18 protein-coding genes are annotated in these 21,491 nt (G+C 35.3%); 12 read left to right on the top strand and 6 right to left on the bottom strand.

Going from position 1 to position 21,491, the window contains the following annotated elements; all coding sequences use genetic code 11:
• Positions 1–49 precede the first annotated feature (49 nt).
• From G7050_RS09195 to G7050_RS09185, 3 genes are read right to left on the bottom strand one after another with little or no spacing between them, the layout of a single operon-like run.
• Entirely contained in the window at positions 50–1,204 is a 1,155-nt protein-coding gene (locus G7050_RS09195; RefSeq protein ID WP_166114306.1) for an endonuclease/exonuclease/phosphatase family protein, read from the bottom strand.
• Positions 1,161–2,051 (bottom strand): rhomboid family intramembrane serine protease, encoded by an 891-nt coding sequence (locus G7050_RS09190; protein ID WP_166114303.1) that lies wholly within the window; start codon positions 2,049–2,051, stop codon positions 1,161–1,163. Before G7050_RS09190 ends, G7050_RS09195 begins: the two co-directional genes overlap by 44 nt.
• A gap of 57 nt (positions 2,052–2,108) precedes the next feature.
• On the bottom strand, positions 2,109–2,870 hold the full coding sequence (locus tag G7050_RS09185; protein ID WP_166114300.1) for a rhomboid family intramembrane serine protease: 762 nt from the start codon (positions 2,868–2,870) through the stop codon (positions 2,109–2,111).
• 228 nt (positions 2,871–3,098) lie between these two features.
• Between G7050_RS09185 and G7050_RS09180 the strand changes: the two genes are divergently transcribed.
• From G7050_RS09180 to G7050_RS09155, 6 genes are all read left to right on the top strand, one after another.
• Positions 3,099–3,365, top strand: a complete 267-nt coding sequence (locus G7050_RS09180; RefSeq protein ID WP_166114297.1) for an HU family DNA-binding protein — start codon at positions 3,099–3,101, stop codon at positions 3,363–3,365.
• A gap of 384 nt (positions 3,366–3,749) precedes the next feature.
• On the top strand, positions 3,750–5,906 hold the full coding sequence (gene argS / locus G7050_RS09175) for an arginine--tRNA ligase (protein ID WP_166114294.1): 2,157 nt from the start codon (positions 3,750–3,752) through the stop codon (positions 5,904–5,906).
• A gap of 286 nt (positions 5,907–6,192) precedes the next feature.
• Positions 6,193–6,747: a PspC domain-containing protein gene (locus tag G7050_RS09170; RefSeq protein WP_166114291.1), complete on the top strand. Its 555-nt coding sequence runs from the start codon at positions 6,193–6,195 to the stop codon at positions 6,745–6,747.
• A 74-nt stretch (positions 6,748–6,821) separates the two neighbouring features.
• Positions 6,822–7,178, top strand: a complete 357-nt coding sequence (locus tag G7050_RS09165; RefSeq protein ID WP_166114288.1) for a PadR family transcriptional regulator — start codon at positions 6,822–6,824, stop codon at positions 7,176–7,178.
• Between the two features lie 123 nt (positions 7,179–7,301).
• Entirely contained in the window at positions 7,302–8,732 is a 1,431-nt protein-coding gene (locus tag G7050_RS09160; protein WP_166114285.1) for a PspC domain-containing protein, read from the top strand.
• A gap of 92 nt (positions 8,733–8,824) precedes the next feature.
• Complete coding sequence (locus G7050_RS09155; protein WP_166114282.1) at positions 8,825–9,295, top strand: DUF3836 domain-containing protein; 471 nt, start codon at positions 8,825–8,827, stop codon at positions 9,293–9,295.
• Positions 9,296–9,375: 80 nt separating this feature from the next.
• Here the strand turns inward: G7050_RS09155 and dusB are convergent, their stop codons facing one another.
• Positions 9,376–10,362: a tRNA dihydrouridine synthase DusB gene (dusB, locus tag G7050_RS09150; protein ID WP_166114279.1), complete on the bottom strand. Its 987-nt coding sequence runs from the start codon at positions 10,360–10,362 to the stop codon at positions 9,376–9,378.
• A 1,044-nt stretch (positions 10,363–11,406) separates the two neighbouring features.
• On the opposite strand from dusB, the gene G7050_RS09145 reads away from it, so the two are divergent.
• The 4 genes from G7050_RS09145 (at position 11,407) to G7050_RS09130 (ending at position 15,258) form a co-directional block, all read left to right on the top strand.
• Positions 11,407–12,252 carry a prephenate dehydratase gene (locus G7050_RS09145; protein ID WP_166114276.1) on the top strand — a complete coding sequence of 282 codons (846 nt, stop codon included), beginning with the start codon at positions 11,407–11,409 and terminating at the stop codon, positions 12,250–12,252.
• A gap of 96 nt (positions 12,253–12,348) precedes the next feature.
• The gene (locus G7050_RS09140; RefSeq protein ID WP_166114273.1) at positions 12,349–13,521 is read left to right on the top strand and encodes a pyridoxal phosphate-dependent aminotransferase; all 1,173 of its coding nucleotides are present in this window, start codon (positions 12,349–12,351) and stop codon (positions 13,519–13,521) included.
• A gap of 10 nt (positions 13,522–13,531) precedes the next feature.
• Positions 13,532–14,083 carry a GNAT family N-acetyltransferase gene (locus G7050_RS09135; protein WP_166114270.1) on the top strand — a complete coding sequence of 184 codons (552 nt, stop codon included), beginning with the start codon at positions 13,532–13,534 and terminating at the stop codon, positions 14,081–14,083.
• 113 nt (positions 14,084–14,196) lie between these two features.
• The gene (locus G7050_RS09130; RefSeq protein ID WP_166114267.1) at positions 14,197–15,258 is read left to right on the top strand and encodes a bifunctional 3-deoxy-7-phosphoheptulonate synthase/chorismate mutase type II; all 1,062 of its coding nucleotides are present in this window, start codon (positions 14,197–14,199) and stop codon (positions 15,256–15,258) included.
• A 77-nt stretch (positions 15,259–15,335) separates the two neighbouring features.
• Here G7050_RS09130 and G7050_RS09125 read toward each other — a convergent pair whose 3' ends face one another.
• Positions 15,336–16,574, bottom strand: a complete 1,239-nt coding sequence (locus G7050_RS09125; protein ID WP_221412793.1) for a BamA/TamA family outer membrane protein — start codon at positions 16,572–16,574, stop codon at positions 15,336–15,338.
• A gap of 246 nt (positions 16,575–16,820) precedes the next feature.
• Between G7050_RS09125 and G7050_RS09120 the strand changes: the two genes are divergently transcribed.
• A complete protein-coding gene (locus G7050_RS09120; RefSeq protein WP_166114264.1) occupies positions 16,821–17,594 on the top strand; it encodes a prephenate dehydrogenase/arogenate dehydrogenase family protein in 774 nt (257 codons plus the stop codon).
• Positions 17,595–17,778: 184 nt separating this feature from the next.
• Positions 17,779–19,686, top strand: coding sequence for a hypothetical protein (locus G7050_RS09115; RefSeq protein ID WP_166114261.1), 1,908 nt, complete (start codon positions 17,779–17,781; stop codon positions 19,684–19,686).
• Between the two features lie 208 nt (positions 19,687–19,894).
• On the opposite strand, the gene sufB is transcribed toward G7050_RS09115, so the two are convergent.
• Complete coding sequence (sufB, locus tag G7050_RS09110) at positions 19,895–21,343, bottom strand: Fe-S cluster assembly protein SufB (protein WP_166114258.1); 1,449 nt, start codon at positions 21,341–21,343, stop codon at positions 19,895–19,897.
• Positions 21,344–21,491 lie beyond the last annotated feature (148 nt).

The following is a 21,491-nucleotide window of genomic DNA, read 5'->3' as shown; positions in this document are numbered from 1 at the left end:
AATCTTCTTTAACAACAGGTACTAAACAGCAAGGTCTGCGGTTTGTACCCTACTTAAAACTTAAATATGTCCAAATCGGGTAATGATCGGAGAGTTTCACTTTATCGACGGTACATTTATATGCTTTTAGATTCTTTGAATACATAATAAAATCAATTCTAAACCAAAAATGGTTTTCATGATAAGTTATGCCGGGACCAAAGCCTGTTTCGGCATATGCATCTTTTAAATCTTTTTTTATAGTTCTATAAGAATAAGATATGGGACTATCATTAAAATCGCCACATACAATTATCGCATCAGTTGTTCGTTCGGCAATATATTGTGCTACCATATCTGCTTGTGGCGCTCTTTTTCGAAAAGCAACACCTAATTTACTATCAAGACTTTGAGTTACCTCATCTAATCTACGAGAATCGCGGGCTCTTAGAAAATCCTTATACATTTTTTTATCTTTAGATGTCAACCGATTAGATTCCAAATGATTATTTATCACTGTAATCATTTTTCCGTTTACATCTATTGTATACATGGCTGCCCCGTTATCAGAAGTCTCAATAGGTATACTCTTGATAGATTTAATCGGGTATTTGGAAAAACACGCCAAACCGTACTCATACCGCCCATTGCTAGGACGCAAAGGTATCACCGAATAGTAAGGATAAACCTTTAGCACTCTTTGCAGATTACGTGTACTCGCATGTTTATCATTTGTCGAAACAACATACTCTTGCATACAGATAATATCGGCATCTACAGATTTCAGATACTGCACCATGGGCTGATCTTTATTCCATTTTCGATCCAATTCCCAGTTAAAGCCCCGAACATTGTATGATAATATCTTAATACTATCTTCAGGTGGTGATTTAGAGAAAACATTAATAGGAAAATAAGTCGTTATAGGGCTGTAGCAGATTATTAATACGATGACATTAAATAATACAATTTTCCACTTAGATGTTACGATCCAAAAAGTAAGGATCAATAAATTTGCCGTAAGAGTAAAAGGAAATGCTAACCCCAGATAAGCGAATAAAAGAGAGCGATCAGGCGAAACACTCCAACTTAAGTAAGAACTCAAGAGAAGCAATAAGGTAAATACGTTTATACCCAATACAATAGATCGAAAAGTACGTCTAATATAATCAATTAGCTGTTTACTTGTTACTTGCATCGAATAATCGTTTTTTTTCGTCATCATTCAAGCTATTGTAGCCCGACTGTTTAATCTTATCCAAGATACGGTCTACCTCCAATGATTCATTATGCTTACGCTGATTGTAACTAAAATCATCCTCTGATTTATTATTCTTTCGCGTAACCCTCATATTCGGCTTAGCCTTAAATAGATTAACAATCTTATCGATTAAAAGATTAATCCAACGAGTAATATCTTTTCCTTTTTTATATTGAGTCGCATAAAAATAGCCTAACATAGCACCTCCAATATGGGCAATATGTCCTCCTTGATTAGATGATCCCCCTAAAGCTAAAAAGTCGAGAGCAAATATAAATACAGCAATGTACACAATCTTTATACGCCCAAAAAGAAACATCATCACTTCCTGATCTCTATTATAAAAAGCCGCTCCAAATATAATAGCCATAACTGAGGCGGAAGCTCCAATCATAGAAGAAGGATTCATCTTTACAAAATAAGGAATTGTATTAAATGTCAGCATATAGAATAAAGCACCGGCCAATCCCCCTAATAGATACAGAGCAATTAAATTTTTAGGGGTAAAATAAGTAAGGAATATACGTCCAAACCAATAAAGCATCAACATATTGAATAGAATATGCAAAACATCATAATGTACAAACATATAGGTAAATAATACCCAAATATGCTTAAACGTATAACTAATGCTCGAAGATATCTCGATATAGGGTCGCAAATCGGGAGCAGGTATTTCGAAAAGAACTACAAAAACTCTCAACAATGCAATCACAAGAAACACTGCCACATTAATGATTATCAATTGTGACAATGAATCGCGATACTTTAGATTATTCAATAATTGAGTATATTTATTAGTATGCTTCATTACAACTACTACCTATTTTCGTTACACTTATCTAAATAATAAACAAAGTCCGGGACATTAATAAAATTTCCCGTCTCTTTTATTATTTCTTTTCCAAAATAATACCAATAGAAACCCGGTTAATAGTCCTCCCAAGTGAGCAAAATGGGCTACATTATCTCCGGCTCTATCCCAAACGCCCATAAATAATTCGGCAATACCATAAATAATAACAAAGTATTTTGCCTTAATCGGTATAGGTAAAAACAGAAGGATCAGCTCTACATTCGGAAATATCATACCGAATGCAACCAGAATACCAAATACTGCACCGGATGCACCTATCATTGTCTGATTTAAAAGTCCATTAAATTCTCCTAATAGAGGATCAGCATAGTTACGTCCTGTACTTATCAACTCAGCACCATTTCGATATACCTCAGCAAGCATTTCGGGAGACAAGCCACTTTCCACAGAATTGATACGGAAATAAACAACCAGCATATTAAATAATGCTGCCCCTATACCGGTTATTATATAATAAAACAGGAATTTTTTTCCACCCCAAACCATCTCTAATGTTCGTCCAAACATAAAAACGGCAAACATATTAAAGAACAAGTGTGTAATTCCCGAAGAATCATGCAAGAACATATAGGTTAGAATCTGGTGGGGATAAAAAAGGTCAGACTTAAAATAATGAAGTCCTAAATAGGTCGTAATATCTATTCCCTTGTTAGCAAATACAATCTGTGCCAGCCAGAACAATACATTTATAATTATCAAGTTGAGTGTAACCGGTGGTACCGACCCAAACATTCCTCCTCTATTCTGATTCATATTATTTTGTATACTCTAAATTTAGACAAATTTACGTATATTTTTCGTTTGAACACCTCTAAGTCATCCAGTTTGGCTTTTTTTTAGCTTAAAACGCCTTTCTGGGGCTGTTTTTTTAGTTTTTTTTTTGATAGTTACTAAACTATAATCTATATTTGGTGTTTAAATATGTAAGTAAGTCGTTAAAATACAGTTTAATTAATTAATTTATTTTTTTATTGCAATATTATGAATAAAACTGAACTGATTAATGCTATTTCAGAAAAAGCTGGACTAAGCAAAGTGGACTCTAAGAAAGCACTAGATGCATTTATTGAAACAGTAGGTGCTGAGTTGAAAAAAGGTGAAAAAATTGCACTTGTAGGCTTCGGTACATACTCTGTATCAGAAAAAGCTGCAAGAAAGGGTATCAATCCTAGAACTAAAGCTACAATTGATATTCCTGCAAAAAAAGTGGTTAAATTTAAAGCGGGAGCTGAATTATCTGACCTGTAAATCGCTGCAAAAAGATTTAGAAAGTGGAAAGGGAGGTAATCTTTTTCCGCTTTTTTTATATCCTATCCAGCCTGATTTAATAAAAATATTTTCAATGTAGGGGCATATGCAATACGCCCCTACGCATAAGCTGTCAGATGTTTCAATAATTATTCTTGGTAACTTATTATAGTATACCTCGCAAAGAAAATCACATCCACCTCCCCCAATATAAGTTGCTTTGTTTATTATACTTGCAAAGCAATAAAAAGAGACAAGACCTTATCTTTTCAATCATTTTTTGTAGATTTGCACCTTCGAAATTATCAGGGTAAGCCAGTAAATACCTACAAAGTAACAAATCGGTCTGAGAACCTAAATTTAAAAGACGAAACATTTTCAAGAATGAAAGTAGAACAAACAATACTTGCAAGTATTATTTCAGCAATCAAGAATTTATATAATACAGAAGTAGACAGCTCTTTGGTTCAACTCCAAAAAACGAGAAAAGAATTTAAAGGACACCTTACTCTTGTAGCATTCCCTTTTCTGAAAATATCAAAAAAAGGACCTGAACAAACTGCTCAGGAGATTGGCGAGTGGCTTAAGGCTAACAGTACCGAAGTTACCGACTTTAATGTTGTAAAAGGATTTTTAAATCTGGAGATAAATTCATCCAGTTGGATTGATTTACTTTCTGAAATAAATTCAGACCCAAATTACGGGACAGTACAACCGACAGATAATTCGCCATTGGTAATGATTGAATACTCATCACCCAATACTAATAAACCGCTCCATTTAGGTCATATCCGCAACAACCTATTGGGATTTGCTCTTGCCGAAGTACTAAAAGCAAACGGAAACAAGGTAAAGAAAACCAATATTGTTAACGACAGAGGGATACATATATGTAAATCGATGCTTGCATGGAAAAAATGGGGCAAGAGAGTCAAAATTGGCGATGATATGGTTTATGAAACTCCTGAAAATTCGGGAAAGAAAGGTGATCATCTAGTTGGTGAATACTATGTATTATTTAGTAATGAATTAAAGAAAGAGGTAGATAATTATTATAATGACATTAATAATAAAATAATTTGTTTCAATAAAAAAATTCAAAGTGCAATTAAGCATAATTTAGAAAGTATAAAAATTAATCAAGAAAGATTAAAAGAGAAAGAACGTTCATTAGATTACCAGAATTTTGAAGTTTATTTTAAATTTCCAATAGCTCAAGAAGTAGAGATTCTAGCAGAAACTACTCGTGACAGTCAAAATTGGGATATTTTCTTCAAACGTTTACCAACAGTTGTTAGTATTGACAATGAGCTAAAAAAGTATCTGGATTTCTTTAGCCCATTGAAAGAAACTCTCGATTTTATTGCAGAGCTAACCCAAGGAATCAAGGATATTATCGAACGTAACTGCCCATTAATGGAGAATGCTCGTGAAATGCTAAGAATGTGGGAGGCAGGAGATACCGAAACTGTAGAGCTATGGAAAATGATGAACAGTTGGGTATATGCCGGATTTGATGAGACCTACAAAGTATTAGGAGTTGATTTCGACAAAATATATTACGAATCTGAAACATATATAGACGGAAAAGAGAAAGTTCTCGAAGGTCTTGAAAAAAATATATTCTATAAAAAAGAAGATGGCTCAGTATGGGTTGATCTTTCGGCAGAAGGCCTTGACCAAAAACTACTTCTTCGGGGCGATGGCACATCGGTATATATAACTCAGGACATAGGTACTGCAGAACAACGGTACGAAGATGCTATAAAAGAAGGTCAACCTATCGACAAGATGGTTTATGTGGTAGGAAACGAACAGAATTACCATTTTCAGGTACTATCTATTATCTTGGACAAACTGGGATTCCAATTTGGAAAAGACCTTGTTCACTTTTCGTATGGAATGGTTGAACTTCCCAAAGGTATGGGACGCATGAAATCGAGAGAGGGGACAGTAGTAGATGCTGACGATCTGGTTGAAGAAATGATAAATACGGCACGCGAAACATCTGACGAATTAGGCAAGTTAGACAATTGCACAGAAGAAGAGGCTGCTAATATTGCCCGCATAGTTGGTTTAGGTGCATTAAAATATTTCATTCTGAAAGTTGATCCTAAAAAGAATATGGTATTCAATCCGGCAGAATCTATAGATTTTAACGGAAATACCGGCCCATTCATTCAGTATACTTATGCACGTATCCAATCAGTACTAAGAAAAGCGGCAGAACAAGGACTTGTGATTCCAGATACACTTGCACCAAATACAGTTCTTACTGATAAAGAAATAGCACTTATTCAACTTACAGCAGAATATGCAAGTACTCTAAAACAAGCCGGAGACGAATACAATCCTGCCCTTATTGCAAATTATGTGTATGAATTAGTGAAAGAATACAATCAGTTCTATCACGACCATTCCATCTTGAAAGAGGAAGATAAGGATATAAAATATCTAAGGCTGACTTTATCGGCAAATGTTGCTAAAATCGTAAAAAACGCAATGCAATTATTAGGAATTGAAGTTCCCGATAGAATGTAAAGTATAAGAATATCTATTTTCCTTTAATTAGGGAGATAGTATATAGGCGAAAAAAGAGGAGATATAAATTAATATATCTCCTCTTTTTTCGCCTATATAGTTAATTAAAGTTAAACCTCAAAAGCAGAAACAAACCTCAACCAACTACAAAACAACACATTAAACAAAAAACCTATTACCCGGTACAAGATACAGGATGGTATTATGCATTGCAAAGTACTAAATTAATTACATATATTTGTATAGCATAAATCATTGCATAAGATAACATATAAAAAATACAGATATGAAAAAAGTTGTAGAAGTAAATATAGGAGGAGTCAACTTTACGATTGAGGATGATTCATACATCCAATTAAAGAGTTACTTAACAAGATTCGAGGCTTCACTTCCTTTAGAAGATGCAAAAGAAATAATGGAAGATGTAGAAGCCAGAGTTGCTGAAATATTTCAAAAAGAAGTTCGATATCCAAACCAAGTTATTGGATCCGATTCTGTAAAAAAGGTAATTGAGTGCTTGGGTGAAGTAAATTCAAACACAAATACGAGTAATCAATCTCAAACAAAAACTGAAAATAAAATGAGAACAGGAAAAAAATTATATCGCAACATGGATGACAAAGTATTTGCAGGAGTTTGTAGTGGACTTGCCTCGTACTTTGATATAGATGTCACCCTAATCAGAGTCATTTTTGTTATAGTATTCATTTTGGGAGGCTCTGCATTCTTTGCTTACATCATACTCTGGGTTGTTATGCCTAAAGCAACAACAGTGATTCAAAAGATGGAAATGAACGGAGATCCTATAACTCCCGAGAATCTGAGAAACTACTCAAAATAAGAAATCAGATTACCCGAATTATTTTAAACAATCCGTGTAATCCAGCAAAGTTTTACACACTTAAAATTAGCAATATGGAACCAATTAATGTAGATAATATAAAAGCTCAAATGAGAAAAGGGATTCTCGAATATTGTATTCTCAGCATACTGTCCGAAGGGGATGCTTATGCTTCTGCAATAATAAATGAACTGAAAGAATCTGAAATGATTGTAGTTGAAGGAACCCTATATCCTCTACTCACCAGACAAAAAAATCAGGAGTTACTCTCATACCGCTGGGAAGAATCGACCCAAGGACCTCCCCGCAAATACTATTCTATCACAGACAGAGGCAGAGCCGTATTAGCAGAGCTGGATAATGTATGGGCAGATCTGGTAAATACAATCGCCCGAATCAGAAAAAACAAATCCGTAGATATTCAAGAGTAATATACGAAATGGTAATTATTTAATGCAACACTATTCGAATACAACGACCAATAGCATTCATAATTACCAAAGCAATAAAAGGTCTGAGACCTTACAAACAGAACACATATAAAAAATACCACAATGAAAGAAACAATAAAAGCCAGCATAGGAGGATACGCCTTCACATTAGACGCAGATGCATACGAAATATTAAAATCATATCTCGACAATTTAAAATTCCACTTCGAGAATAAAGAAGATGGACATGAGATCATATCGGATATAGAAGCACGTATGTGCGAACTCCTACAGATGAAAGCCAGTAAAGATGAAAGCATAATCACAATTGAAGATGCTAGAAGTATTATTGAAATAATGGGAAATCCTGTAGATTTCGAAGAGGAGGCTCCCGATAATACAAACATAGATGATAATTCAAACAAATATCAAAAGCCTGAGAATACAATAATCAGCAAGAAACTCTACAGGGACCCCGAAAATGGAATTCTGGGAGGGGTATGTGCAGGACTTGCAAAATACTTTCATGTAGATGTCGTATTAATACGAATTGGCTATGCAGCCAGTATTGCCTTAGCCGGATTTATTGCTGACAAACTGGGTGGTTATATTTTTCTCTCTTATTTCCTGCTATGGATAGCAATGCCCAAAGCTAAGACATTCGCACAAAAGTTGGCTATGTCGGGAGCAGATCCGAGTATTGAAGCAATAGAAAACCGAACTGCTAAAATATCGAGACGCAGAGAAAGCCGCATAGGAAGTGTCTTAGGATCTATCATCAAAGCTGCAAGCGGAACTATCGTATTCATGATCGGTATAGCCATTGCATTAGCCGGAGGCTTTACCATATTTTTCCCGGCAGCATTAGATATGCCTTCTATTTCTGAAGTATTAAGCATATTTGGTTTATACTCTGCCAATATGAATATCACCTTAGCAATAATCTGGTTCTTACCGGCTGCCTGCTTATTGTATTTAGGAATAATAATATGCACAAAGATCACACCTAAAGACTTTGTTATATTCGGCATAGCATTATTAATCTGGATTGGAGCATGCTCATACCTTGGCGTTATTTCGGCAAAACAAGCTAAAAACTACAAAGAACATGCAAATTTCGTTGAAAAGGTAGATATAAATACTTCGTCAGACACACTCTATGTACAATTACACAAAGATGTGCAAAATGCATACAGATGGAAAAATGGAAATAATGAATTGTATACATTGGATGGAGACCCAAAGTCATGGTTTATCTTCCCCGGAGTACAGGTAAATCAAGATACGATTTATAAGAACTTTGAAATAAAAATTAAGAAAACAGCTTTTGATAAGAACTATCAATTGGCAAAAACAAAGGCTACAGAAGCTCAGCTTAATTATAATATCCAGGATTCTTTGGTACTGATCAATCCTCATTTATATAACAAGAATAATCCTTGGAATCGTGAATTATTCGAAATTGAAATCAATTGTCCAATCAATAAAACCGTTATAATAGATGAACCTATCAACTACGGGAAGCATTATTTCGACAATTGGGATATGGATTAAAAAATAATGTCAAAAAAGTAGATATATGTGTAACGAATACCCCCTTTTAGAAGTCTTACATATAAAGAGCTTAACCACAAAAACTAAAAATCATGAAAGCAGCAATAATAACCCTAAGTATAGCAATATTTGCTCTAGCAGGAAATATAAATAATGCCTTTAGCAAGGATAATTTCTACAAAAACGAAGAAATTAATAAAGCCGGACAAATTACCAAGACAACAGTATGCACAGGAGAAGACGGAAAAAACCTGACACCTGTTAAGCAATTCGAGAACAAGTACGACAATAACGGAAAGATACATGAGAGGATATTATCTGTATGGGATTCCCGACAATCACAATGGAATGCCAACAAAAAGTATCAATACGAATACACTTCGGATGGACAATTGCAGATGCTTTCGTATACAACATTCAATGACTCAAAAAATGTATGGGAAGGTGAAATAAAATATGCGATGTATATATATAATTCTGAAGGCAACCTTCTGCTTGTTGATTATTTTAATATCGAAAATAAAGATTATGAAGCATTAGCTTCTGACTTTAGCATAAAATAAGATTTTACTACTAACTCAATTTGTGTCGGGTACCAGTTGCGAAACCAGTATCCGACTTTTATTTTCTTATTTATCAAAGATTATTCAAGTCCAAACTCGGCAGGAATAGAATCTAATACACAAAATAGCTCCTCAACAGTAGCAGCCCTCAACATGGCAATACGTGTCTGCTTAAAATCGGGAATACCTTTAAATAAATTACTTGATGCCAAATGCCTGCGGCTATGAATAATACCTCCTCTTTCGCCCGAATGAGCTACATTCTTTTGAATATATTCCTTCAAAATATTTAAGTACCAAACAAAAGATTCTTTTGGTAACAATTCTCCTGTCTTTAAATAATGCTTCGTCTCTTTAAATATCCACGGATTACCAATGGCCCCACGTCCTATCATCACAGCATCAACACCTGTCTGATCAAAACGAAGCTTACACTGCTCAGGAGTTGTAACATCTCCATTACCAATTATCGGAATATGCATCCGTTGATTATTCTTCACATCAGCAATTAAAGACCAGTCGGCATCATCACGATACATCTGGCTACGTGTCCTGCCATGAATGGTCAAAGCCTGAATGCCTACATCTTGCAACTCTTCCGCAAGTTCAACAATTATTTTGGAGTCGTGATCCCATCCTAAACGGGTTTTTAGAGTTACGGGCAGCTTAACAGCTTTCACCACTTCACGAGTAATCTCAACCATTAAATCAGGTGTTTTCATCATTCCGGAACCTGCCCCTTTTCCTGCAACTTTCTTTACAGGACAACCAAAGTTAATATCTATAATATCGGGCTGAGCTTCTTCACAAATTCTGGCAGCCTCCACCATGGCGTCTACTTCCCGTCCGTATATCTGTATAGCCACAGGACGCTCAGCATCGCATATAGTCAGCTTTTCTTTTGTCTTATTCACATGTCTGATAAGGGCGTCACTCGAAACAAACTCCGTGTAAACCATATCTGCTCCAAACTGTTTACATAATAACCTGAAATCCATGTCGGTTACATCTTCCATTGGAGCCAAAAAAACCGGTTGATCCGAAAAATCTATATTGCTAATTTTCATTATTAAAGTGGGCTAAGGTCAAAGACCTGTTTATTACCTCGATAAGTATAATTATGGCTAACAGCTATAATTAGATAATAGAGGATTAAATATTTACTGTTATTTATTATCTAAAAATCGAAGACAAAGTTATATCTAATTCTTTAATTCTCCATTTTTTTATAAAACTCATCTATTTTATATTGAAAATACAATCCAAGGCCACTAATTCTACCTTATAAGAATACAAGGCGATAAAAGTCATCATTTTCATATAGAAACGAGTAAAAAACAGAGCAGTTTTCAGCAAGTATAAAGGTGTATACAAGATAAAAACAGTGGATAAATCGGTCAAAAAAAAGCAAAATATAAAAAGAACACATATACTTTTATAGAAATCGACAATACTATAATTATAAAAATACAAGCAATCAAACAAAAAGTTCGACATATTGATTTACAGATATTTATATATTATTATACAAATATATAAATCTAAAATAACAAAAGAATAAATAGATTTAAGAAACAACAAATTAGAGACTTATTATATACAAACAGAATAGAAAAACAAGATAGAAACAGATAAAGAAACAACCAAGTATTAAACCTCAATTATATAATACAATAATAATCAATAAAAAAACGACAGAAAACCGACAAAAAAAAGCTCATTTACAAACCTCAACAATCGCAATTTTATAACATATATAAGTGATCAATAAAAAAATATGAAAAAAGAATTGCATTTATCAAAAAAATATTACTTTTGTCAAATCATTATACCAAAAATAGAACAATGAGAAATTTTTCTTTTGCATACTACTTCTTTTTTTACTTTTACTTTAAAAGGTAAGACAGGATTTTGTATGTAGTAAAGAAAAACAACATAATAGATATATAAAATCCTGTCAAGCTTGACGGGATTTTTTTGTTTTAAGTATTCAAGAGAAATTAAAACATATTTGAAAGTCATAATTATCAATAGATAGTATACTTTTCAAAGCAATGAAAAAAGGTCTAAGACCTTAAGTTATATACAAACAAATAACGGAAATTACTCAAATGAGAAAGGTAGCAATTCAAGGAGGACTCGGAGCATATCACGGGATAGCAGCAGAAAATTTCTTTGTTGGTGAAGAGGTTGAAATCGTCCCCTGCATTACATTTAAAGATATCTTTACTTCTATCAAGAAAGATCCGAATATCATCGGGATTATGGCTATTGAAAACACAATAGCAGGCAGCCTTTTGCCAAACTACGAATTGCTAAAGAATAATAAGCTACCTATTGCGGGTGAATACAAGCAACGCGTTTCGCATTGTCTGGCTGTATTGCCCGGGCAGACTATACACGATGTAAAGGAAGTGATTTCGCATCCTATTGCATTGATGCAGTGTGTAGATTTCTTAGAAACCCTACCTAAAGTAAAAGTGGTAGAGCACGAGGACACTGCACTTGCAGCTAAAGATATTAAAGATAAAAATATGCTGGGTACTGCAGCCATATGCAGCACGAGAGCAGCCGAAATATACGGATTGGATATACTAGCGAGGGGAATTGAGACAAATAAGCACAATTTTACTCGCTTTCTTATTTTTGGCAATCGCTGGATTGTGGACGAGATACAAAAAGACGAGGTATTAAACAAATCGTCTATTGTATTTACATTACCACATAACGAGGGCAGTTTATCTCAGGTTTTGTCGGTACTCTCATTTTATCACATCAATCTGACTAAGATACAATCGCTCCCTATCATAGGCCGTGAGTGGGAATATCAATTTTATATTGACGTGAAATTTGATAATTACGAGCGATACCAACAGGCTTTAAACGCTATACGTCCACTAATCAGCGAATTAAAAATATTAGGAGACTATCCCGAAGGAAGACAAAGTGAATTATAAAGGTCTCTGACTTTTATAATTGCTTTGAAAAGTATACTATCTACTGACAGTTATGACTTTTAGATGCGACATTAAATTGTAACTTTACTTAGAAATATGAGCACAAAACAGATTATTCCGGCAGAACGCCTCAATTCTATTAGCGAATATTATTTCTCGACCAAACTCAAAGAGGTTGCCGAAATGAACGCAGCAGGTAAAAATGTAATAAGCCTGGGAATAGGAAGCCCCGATCTTCCCCCTTCAAAAGAAACGATAGAAGCCTTATGCGAATCGGCTGCACAACCCAATGTTCACGGATATCAACCTTATGTAGGTATTCCTGAACTACGACGTGCTTTCGCTGATTGGTATAAAAAATGGTACAGCGTCGATTTAGACCCGTCTTGCGAAGTTCAGCCACTTATAGGTTCTAAGGAAGGAATCTTGCATATTTCTTTGACTTTCCTTAATCCCGGTGACGGAGTACTCGTACCCAATCCAGGTTATCCGACATACACATCAGTAAGTAATTTGGTGCAAGCTAAAATACACACTTACGATCTGGATGAAAATAACAATTGGCAACCGGATTTCGAAGCTCTCGAAAAAATGGATTTGTCGAATGTAAAACTCATGTGGGTAAATTACCCTAATATGCCTACAGGAGCAAATGCAACTATTGAATTATACGAGCGCTTGGTTGCTTTCGGCAAAAAACACGGTATCATAATAGTAAATGACAATCCATACAGCTTCATTTTAAATACAAACAGATTAAGCATTCTGCAAATTGAAGGAGCTAAGGATATCTGCATCGAGATGAACTCTCTTAGCAAATCACATAATATGCCGGGCTGGCGTATGGCTATGCTGGCTTCCAATGCTCAATTTGTACAATGGATATTAAAAGTGAAAAGCAATATTGATAGCGGACAGTTCAAACCGGTTCAACTGGCAACTATTGCAGCACTTAATAATTCGGAAGAATGGCACACTGAGAATAATATCAACCTATATACAGCTCGCCGTAAATATGCCGAAGAAATAATGAGCAGCCTAGGCTGTACATTTGATCCCAAGCAGGTAGGTTTGTTCTTATGGGGCAAAATACCCGACACCTATAAAGACAGTGCCGAACTGGCGGATAAAGTTCTCTATGAAGCAAATGTATTCCTCACTCCCGGATTTATATTCGGAGATAAAGGTAAACGCTATATACGCATTTCACTTTGTTGTAATGAACAAATGTTGAAGGAAGCATTGGAGAGGGTAAAAAAATTGTCTTAATATTCCGGATATGAAATTTACAGCAATAGAGACAACTCTAAAAAATGGAGAAACTATAGTCATTCGTGAAGCACAGATTGAAGATGCAGCCGAACTGATAACCGTTGTAAAAAAATATATTGAAGAAAGTGAGTTTATTCCCTATGTAGAAGGAGAATTTAATCCGACTTTGGAGGAAGAGGAGAAATGGATACAATCGTTTCTTGATAATGAAAATAGCCTTATATTAGTGGCTACACATCAGGGACACATTATCGGGAACATCAACTTTGGCGGATTACAACAAAAGATAATGTACCATACTGCACGCTTAGGTATGGGGATGTTATCCGAGTGGAAAGGTGTTGGAGTTGGATCGGCACTTCTAGATAATGCTCTACAATGGGCTAAAAGCCATTCACCTTTAGAGATTATATATCTTGAAGTTTATGCTAATAACAAGGCAGGACTGGCATTATATAAAAAATACGGTTTCGAAGAATCGGGAAAACGTAAAGGTATTTTTAAAGTAGACGATAAAACATATATCGACGAAATTATAATGATACAGAAAATAAAATAAGATCTCAGACCTTTCTGTTACTTTGGCAAGCATAGCAGCTGGCATCAGTTAAAGAATGAGATGTAACAGAAGAACCGGCAAATATTAAAATCAATAATTAAAATAAAAACAAGATGAAATTAGAATCAATTTTACTTCCCGGGGTAGACCCAAAAAGACCTTTCGTTATTGCAGGACCTTGTAGCGCCGAAACTGAAGACCAAGTAATGGAAACTGCTAAACAATTAGCAGCCGACGGCATCAAAGTAATGCGTGCGGGAATATGGAAACCACGTACAAAACCCGGAGGCTTTGAAGGTATCGGAAGTGAAGGACTATCTTGGTTGAAGAGAGTAAAAAAAGAAACAGGAATGTATGTTTCTACGGAAGTTGCAACTCAAAAGCACGTATACGAAGCCTTGAAATATGGAGTAGATTTACTTTGGATAGGTGCTCGTACAACTGCTAATCCTTTTGCTGTACAAGAAATTGCAGAAGCGTTGCAAGGTGTTGACATACCCGTATTGGTAAAAAACCCTGTAAATCCCGATTTAGAATTATGGATCGGTGCATTGGAGCGTTTAAGTAATGTTGGTTTAACCAAATTGGGAGCTATCCACAGAGGATTCAGTTCTTTTGACAAGAAGATATATCGCAACCTTCCACAATGGCATATACCAATCGAATTGAAACGCCGTTACCCAGATCTTCCAATTATTTGTGACCCTAGTCATATTGGAGGCAAACGTGATTTGATTCAACCGCTTTCTCAACAGGCTATGGACTTGAACTTCGAGGGTTTAATCATCGAAACTCATTGCAACCCCGACTGTGCGTGGAGTGATGCTTCTCAACAAGTAACTCCTGAGAGATTAAAAGAAATATTAGGTTCTCTGATCATACGTGAAGGCAAACAAACAACTGAAGACTTATCGGCTCTTCGCCGTCAGATTGACGAGGCTGACGATCAATTACTTGAACTTATCGCCAAACGCATGCGCGTTTCTAAAGAAATCGGTACTTTCAAAAAAGAGCACAATATGACAATCGTACAGACCGATCGTTATGATGAAATTCTAACAAAACGCATTGCTCAAGCTACTGAAATGGATATGAACCCTGAATTCATGCGTGTTATTCTTGAAGCAATACATGAAGAATCAGTAAGAGTTCAGCTGGATATAATGAATAAATAAACATAAAACACTCTCAGTTATTAGATAACTGAGAGTGTTCTTTTCTTACCCAATATAGACAATACATTTCCCTACCACTAAAAAGCTTCATTTAACCCTAAGAAGAATCCTTGAGATCCATTTGTTCCCCATCCATAGTCCAATGTAAGGTTTGTTCGTGCTTTCTCATTCAGCATATAGCGTAATCCTACACCTCCAGCCAAATTTATATGGCTAAACAAATTAACGTCTTCGGTACGACTACTAGCCGATACTGCATTAACAAAAACAACTCCACCCCATTTATCTTTATCTTTCTGTAAAGGAAAACGATATTCAGATTCTACATAAACCAAGTCTTCTCCACGAAAACGCCCGAAAGTATAAGCTCTCCCCGATCGACTTGCTGTATCCCAACCTAAAGCAGGTAAATTCATATAAGGCACATCACCCGATGTTACAAAATTCCCATATAACCAAACCGCAATCAAGTTACGAGGTCGCTCTTCCGATAAATTAAAATAACCTCTATACTCTGTCCACAAAATGGTGTTAGTAGTTGTACTCCCTATAAATTTGGGATTTACCCTCCAATTTATCATAGCATATCGTCCTTTATAAGGATTTGCAGTATTATCTCGACTATCAAATAAAGCATTAAGCGAGATTCCCGAGAGGGCGTAAGATTTTGTACTAATTCCCTTAGATGTATTATAAGCATAATGATGAGTAATACGGTTAGGATCAGACTCTAGATCTAAAAGATGATCATCGATACTCGAAAACATATCCAAATGATAGCCCAAACCTAAGAAAAGACGTGTATCCTGATATCTTTTCAAAAATGTCTGATACAAACGAAAAAAATTGTACTCCATCATTTGCCGTGAAGGCGTTTTTTTATAAGGATTGTTTATGTTTACATCCCCTTCACTACCATCAACAAGCAGAGTGTTGCTTCTTGGACCTGTCCCCAAACCATAAGTGGGCTGAGAGGTTATCTGAAAACGGAGATCGGTTAATAAATTCCAGCTATCCTCCGATAAAAAAGCATTTCCTCTAAGGTATGAGATTAATTGATTGTTGGTAGTATATGTCAACGAGCCAACAGCAACTGAAGGACTTGTATTTTTAGGATTACCCATAGTCCATGAAAAGCTAGAGGTAACACCAAACACGATTCCTAAGGTTGGGTTAGCGGCTATTACCGGAATCGGTGTAATGCTTACCCCCTTGCTATAAGAACCCTCTGGTATAGAATCTGTCTCTTGTGCAGACAAGTTAATGAAACCAATCATGGCAAACGTAATCATGGCTACTATTCTTATTGTCTTCATTTTGTCCGTTTTAGCGTTTCAAATAAAACACTAAAATCAATCGTATTGTTTTACATTTATTTGCTTTTTTTATGAAAAGGGACACACTCATCAAACTTTTCATTCCTTATTTTGAATAGATAAAAACAATATCTTACCTTTGATTAGCGATTATTATAGGATACAAACCAATAATTGAGTGTTTTTTTAACCTAGTAATTCACAAAGAATAACATCACAGAAATAGATTCTTAAAACGGTATAAAAATGAAAATATTAATATTAGGTGCAGGAAAGATGGGATCATTCTTTTCTGATGTATTAAGTTCCAATCATGAGGTTGCTATGTTTGACACCAATCCAGACAGATTGAAATTCACCTACAATGTGGTAAGGATGAGCGATCCGAAAGAAATTTCGGAATTCAATCCGGAGTTAGTTATTAATGCTGCAACCGTTAAGTATACTATCGATGCATTCAAAACTATTCTTCCATATATTAGCGACACTTGTATTATTTCAGATATAGCATCGGTTAAAACCGGGTTACAGGAATTTTATGCTTCGGTAAAACAGCCTTTTGCATCCTCCCACCCGATGTTCGGACCTACTTTTGCAGACTTACGCAATCTGAGTACTCAAAGTGCAATAGTTATATCTGAATCAGCAGAAAAAGGCAAAGAGTTTTTCTTAGATTTATACAAAAGCCTACATCTCCAAGTATTCGAATATACTTTTGACGAGCACGATCAAACCATAGCTTATTCGCTTTCTATTCCTTTTGCTTCAACTTTGGTATTTGCTTCTGTGATGAAACATCAGGAAGCTCCGGGAACAACATTCAAAAGGCATATGGATATAGCCAAAGGACTTCTATCGGAAGATGATTTTCTTTTGACTGAGATTTTATTCAATCCGTACACTCCTCAGCAAGTGGAGCAAATAAGAGAAGAACTGGGGCAATTGCTTTCAATCATCGAGAAGAAAGATTCCACAGAGATGTTAGAATTCTTAACTAAAGTGAGAAAAAATATAGAGTAATAGAGTAAAAAAGAAGTCGGAAATAAATTTTCCGACTTCTTTTTTTTAAATAAAAAAAATAATATAAATTTACACAAATAAATCTGACGCATAAATTCTTTTATAAAACAAAAAAGCAAACTGATCAACAAAACATTACCCCTTAAAACCTCCTTATTATTAATTAACTTTAACAAGAAAAAAAATGAAAATTACAAATTTAACAACAAACAGAGCTACACCTAGTAAGTCATTATTAATTTGCTTAATGGCACTTTTCTTATGGGCATGCGAAGATAACCATGATACAAATTCAAACCGAGAGCAGGCTTCCATACAAAATAAGACATCCATTGAAGAGGAAAAAGCAAAGTATGAAACAGCGGTTCTCATTTCTGGTACAGACGGCGAAGATATCACGCATCAGCTCTTAACACTTAAACCCGGACAAGTCTCTGACCCCACAATTAGTATAAAGATTCAAAAAATTGAAGATAGTGGAGTTTTCAGTAAAAAAGACAATCACATAACCCTTAACAAATCAAACAATCAACCAACAAGTAGTGATCCCCTAAACATCATAACACTGCAATTTCAGAAAGGAGAAGAAAACTGTACTCTAGAGGTTTTAGCAATTGTAGAAGACGAGACTAACCCTAAAACCCGAACTATATACCAAAGCCCAAATAAAGAATCTCAATCAACAAGTAACACAACAAGAGCAACATCAATAGCCCGGAATAAAACTTTTCTTGGTCTTGGTTACGACGTTATCAAAGGTTCTTATATCAATAGGAATTACGCAAAAATGACTCGTCCGATCTTAGACCTTAGTAAACTAAATATAGCCGAAGCTATAACTCAGGGAGATGCAACTCAAAGTACTTGGGATGCTAAAAGTGGTGAAAGCGTAACAACCTTTTTCAGTAATTACAATGCATCAATCAATGTTGGCTATAAGGCTGTCTTATTTAGTGGAAATGTAAAAACTGAGTTTAAAACAAGCAAAGATGGTAGCAAAACCAATCGTTATGCGAAAGGATATGGAAAACATTATGTCAAAGATGAATTTTTAAATAATACTGCACCTGCAACTCTTAGAAAATATTTCACTGATGACTTTTTATCTACAATCCAAACTGCATCAGCCGCATACATTTTAGATAACTTCGGTTCTCATATGTTAGCTAGATGTTATCAAGGAGGTTCTGCCGAATTTAACTACTCTTATACAGGATCAACCTTAAAAACAGACATGGAAGTTGTAGCTACAGTTAACGCTACTTTCAAACTTTTTTCCGGAGGAAGTGATTTCGGATACAAAGAAAAGATATCAGAACTACAAAACAATTCCTATTTTTCCAGTTATACCCATGGAGGAAACAATGTTAGTTTTATAGATCAAGCAAGCTTCAATGCTGGATACTCAAATTGGGTAAACAGTATAAAAGCCAATCCTGACCTTTGCGGTATCGGAGACTTCAACCAATGTCTTATCCCTATTTGGACATTAGTTGCAGAAGTGAATGCAGCCAAAGCAAATGCAATTCTTCAAGAATTTAATAATCGCGTAAAGAATCAAGAAAAAACATTAGGAAATTACTCTACCTTTATCACAGCAATCAATGCCTGGAACCAAAAAGGAACAGATACGCCTAGTGGTTATACTGCATTAGTTCGCACCGATATGTATAGTGGTAACCATGGCGACGTATTAGATGCTAATCACAAAGCTAAAGGAGACTATATCCGAATCGGATATCTTTCTCAATTAAAAGATTCGAATCATGATGCTATTGCAGATATAGTAGTCCTTCGTGGAAATAATGCTCCGGCACCAGCTGGATGGATTAAAATTGGATATGATCTAAACAAAGGAGCTAAAGGCGAATATCTTTATTTGGCATACAGAAAAGTGAATGCTAATGACACCAAAGCCATTGACTTTATTGGCTCATCAGATACCGGTAACCCTCCAAGTAATATTCTTATTAATTCAAGTTGGTCATGGGTGAAGTTTTCAGGCAGTTCAGAGTGGGCAGATATTAATAAAGGTTGTAAAAACAGCAACTACATATACTTAACTGTACATAAAACAGACTTCAAATGGTAATATAAAATGTATAGATAATTATTGTTTAAGGGCGTAATATCATATTCTATTTTTGCAGATTAACTGCAAATTAAAATAAAAACAGAAGCAGAAATTGTGTTTGATACAATTTCTGCTTCTTCCTTACTTCTATATAAACTTTATTAAAAGTGATAATTATCAAAAACTAAAAAATAGTTCTTATGAGCAACAACTATTCCATACTTAATTAACCGACACTTCCCTCCAGACTAATCTGAAGTAATTTTTGAGCTTCAACTGCAAATTCCATAGGCAGTTTTTGCATAACCTCCTTTGCATAGCCGTTCACAATGAGTCCTACTGCATCTTCGGTAGCTATACCACGTTGATTGCAATAAAAAACCTGATCTTCACTAATTTTCGAAGTAGTAGCCTCGTGTTCTATAATAGCTGTAGAGTTTGCTATTTCAGAATATGGAAATGTGTGAGCTCCGCATTTATCTCCTAGCAACAAACTATCGCATTGTGAGTGATTACGGGCATTCTCAGCCTTTGGAGAGACTTTTACCAGCCCTCTATAAGAGTTCTGACTTTGTCCTGCAGAAATACCTTTCGAAACGATACGGCTTCTGGTATTTTTACCGATGTGAATCATCTTCGTTCCGGTATCAGCTTGCTGATGATGGTTAGTAACTGCAACCGAGTAGAATTCGCCGGTAGAGTTATCCCCTGCCAATATACAAGATGGATACTTCCATGTTATAGCAGAACCTGTTTCGACCTGCGTCCATGATATTTTAGAAGACTCTCCTTTACAAATTCCACGCTTCGTAACAAAGTTGTAAATACCTCCTTTACCATCTTTATCTCCCGGATACCAGTTCTGAACCGTTGAATATTTCACCTCTGCACGATCCATCGCAATTATCTCAACAATAGCAGCATGCAACTGGTTCTCATCTCTCATAGGAGCTGTACAGCCTTCCAAGTAACTTACATACGAATCGTCATCTGCCACCAGTAAGGTTCTCTCAAACTGACCTGTGTTAGCCGCATTGATACGGAAGTAGGTCGAAAGTTCCATCGGACAACGAACTCCTTTTGGAATATAAGCAAACGAACCATCACTGAATACAGCCGAATTTAATGCTGCAAAGTAATTATCTTTGGAGGAAACAACTGTCCCTAAATACTTCTTAACCAATTCGGGATACTCTTGAACGGCTTCTCCGAAAGAACAAAAGATAATTCCTTTTTCAGAAAGCACATCTCTAAAGGTTGTTTTCACCGAAACACTGTCCATTACAACGTCTACAGCCATTCCAACCAACTTCTTCTGTTCGTTTATTGAGATGCCTAACTTATCGAATGTTTTCAACAGCTCAGGATCTACCTGATCCAGACTTTCTGGTGCTATTTTTTGTTTAGGTGCCGAATAATAAATTACATCCTGATAATTTATTTCAGGAATATCTAACTGTGCCCACTCAGGCATCTTCATTGTAAGCCAATGTCTGTAAGCAGTTAAACGGTATTCAAGCAACCATTCAGGCTCATTTTTTTTAGATGAAATCAGTCTGATAACATCTTCATTCAAACCCTTACCAATGGATTCGTTTTCGATATCGGTTACGAAGCCATATTTATAATCACCGGATGTTATCTCATCCAATATTGTATCTTGATCTTCTTGCATTTTATATAATACTTTATTGTAAAATTGTAATTTCTATTAATAAACTTTTTCTATAATATGTGCGAATATATAAAAGATTACACATATATGAAAACAATAAGCCTGCAGGCTTTGTTTTAGAAATAATATAATTTAGATATGAATCGAC

The sequence above is a fragment of the Dysgonomonas sp. HDW5A genome, assembly GCF_011299555.1.
In the GTDB taxonomy this organism is placed as follows: Bacteria; Bacteroidota; Bacteroidia; order Bacteroidales; family Dysgonomonadaceae; genus Dysgonomonas_A.
This window is presented reverse-complemented; position numbering and strand designations above follow the sequence as displayed.

What these genes read in the sequence shown, in the direction of transcription:
- G7050_RS09195 (WP_166114306.1), bottom strand. Translation starts at nt 1,204, where the DNA reads ATGATGACGAAAAAAAACGATTATTCGATGCAAGTAACAAGTAAACAG.
- G7050_RS09190 (WP_166114303.1), bottom strand. Translation starts at nt 2,051, where the DNA reads ATGAAGCATACTAATAAATATACTCAATTATTGAATAATCTAAAGTAT.
- G7050_RS09185 (WP_166114300.1), bottom strand. Translation starts at nt 2,870, where the DNA reads ATGAATCAGAATAGAGGAGGAATGTTTGGGTCGGTACCACCGGTTACA.
- G7050_RS09180 (WP_166114297.1), top strand. Translation starts at nt 3,099, where the DNA reads ATGAATAAAACTGAACTGATTAATGCTATTTCAGAAAAAGCTGGACTA.
- argS (WP_166114294.1), top strand. Translation starts at nt 3,750, where the DNA reads ATGAAAGTAGAACAAACAATACTTGCAAGTATTATTTCAGCAATCAAG.
- G7050_RS09170 (WP_166114291.1), top strand. Translation starts at nt 6,193, where the DNA reads ATGAAAAAAGTTGTAGAAGTAAATATAGGAGGAGTCAACTTTACGATT.
- G7050_RS09165 (WP_166114288.1), top strand. Translation starts at nt 6,822, where the DNA reads ATGGAACCAATTAATGTAGATAATATAAAAGCTCAAATGAGAAAAGGG.
- G7050_RS09160 (WP_166114285.1), top strand. Translation starts at nt 7,302, where the DNA reads ATGAAAGAAACAATAAAAGCCAGCATAGGAGGATACGCCTTCACATTA.
- G7050_RS09155 (WP_166114282.1), top strand. Translation starts at nt 8,825, where the DNA reads ATGAAAGCAGCAATAATAACCCTAAGTATAGCAATATTTGCTCTAGCA.
- dusB (WP_166114279.1), bottom strand. Translation starts at nt 10,362, where the DNA reads ATGAAAATTAGCAATATAGATTTTTCGGATCAACCGGTTTTTTTGGCT.
- G7050_RS09145 (WP_166114276.1), top strand. Translation starts at nt 11,407, where the DNA reads ATGAGAAAGGTAGCAATTCAAGGAGGACTCGGAGCATATCACGGGATA.
- G7050_RS09140 (WP_166114273.1), top strand. Translation starts at nt 12,349, where the DNA reads ATGAGCACAAAACAGATTATTCCGGCAGAACGCCTCAATTCTATTAGC.
- G7050_RS09135 (WP_166114270.1), top strand. Translation starts at nt 13,532, where the DNA reads ATGAAATTTACAGCAATAGAGACAACTCTAAAAAATGGAGAAACTATA.
- G7050_RS09130 (WP_166114267.1), top strand. Translation starts at nt 14,197, where the DNA reads ATGAAATTAGAATCAATTTTACTTCCCGGGGTAGACCCAAAAAGACCT.
- G7050_RS09125 (WP_221412793.1), bottom strand. Translation starts at nt 16,574, where the DNA reads ATGAAGACAATAAGAATAGTAGCCATGATTACGTTTGCCATGATTGGT.
- G7050_RS09120 (WP_166114264.1), top strand. Translation starts at nt 16,821, where the DNA reads ATGAAAATATTAATATTAGGTGCAGGAAAGATGGGATCATTCTTTTCT.
- G7050_RS09115 (WP_166114261.1), top strand. Translation starts at nt 17,779, where the DNA reads ATGAAAATTACAAATTTAACAACAAACAGAGCTACACCTAGTAAGTCA.
- sufB (WP_166114258.1), bottom strand. Translation starts at nt 21,343, where the DNA reads ATGCAAGAAGATCAAGATACAATATTGGATGAGATAACATCCGGTGAT.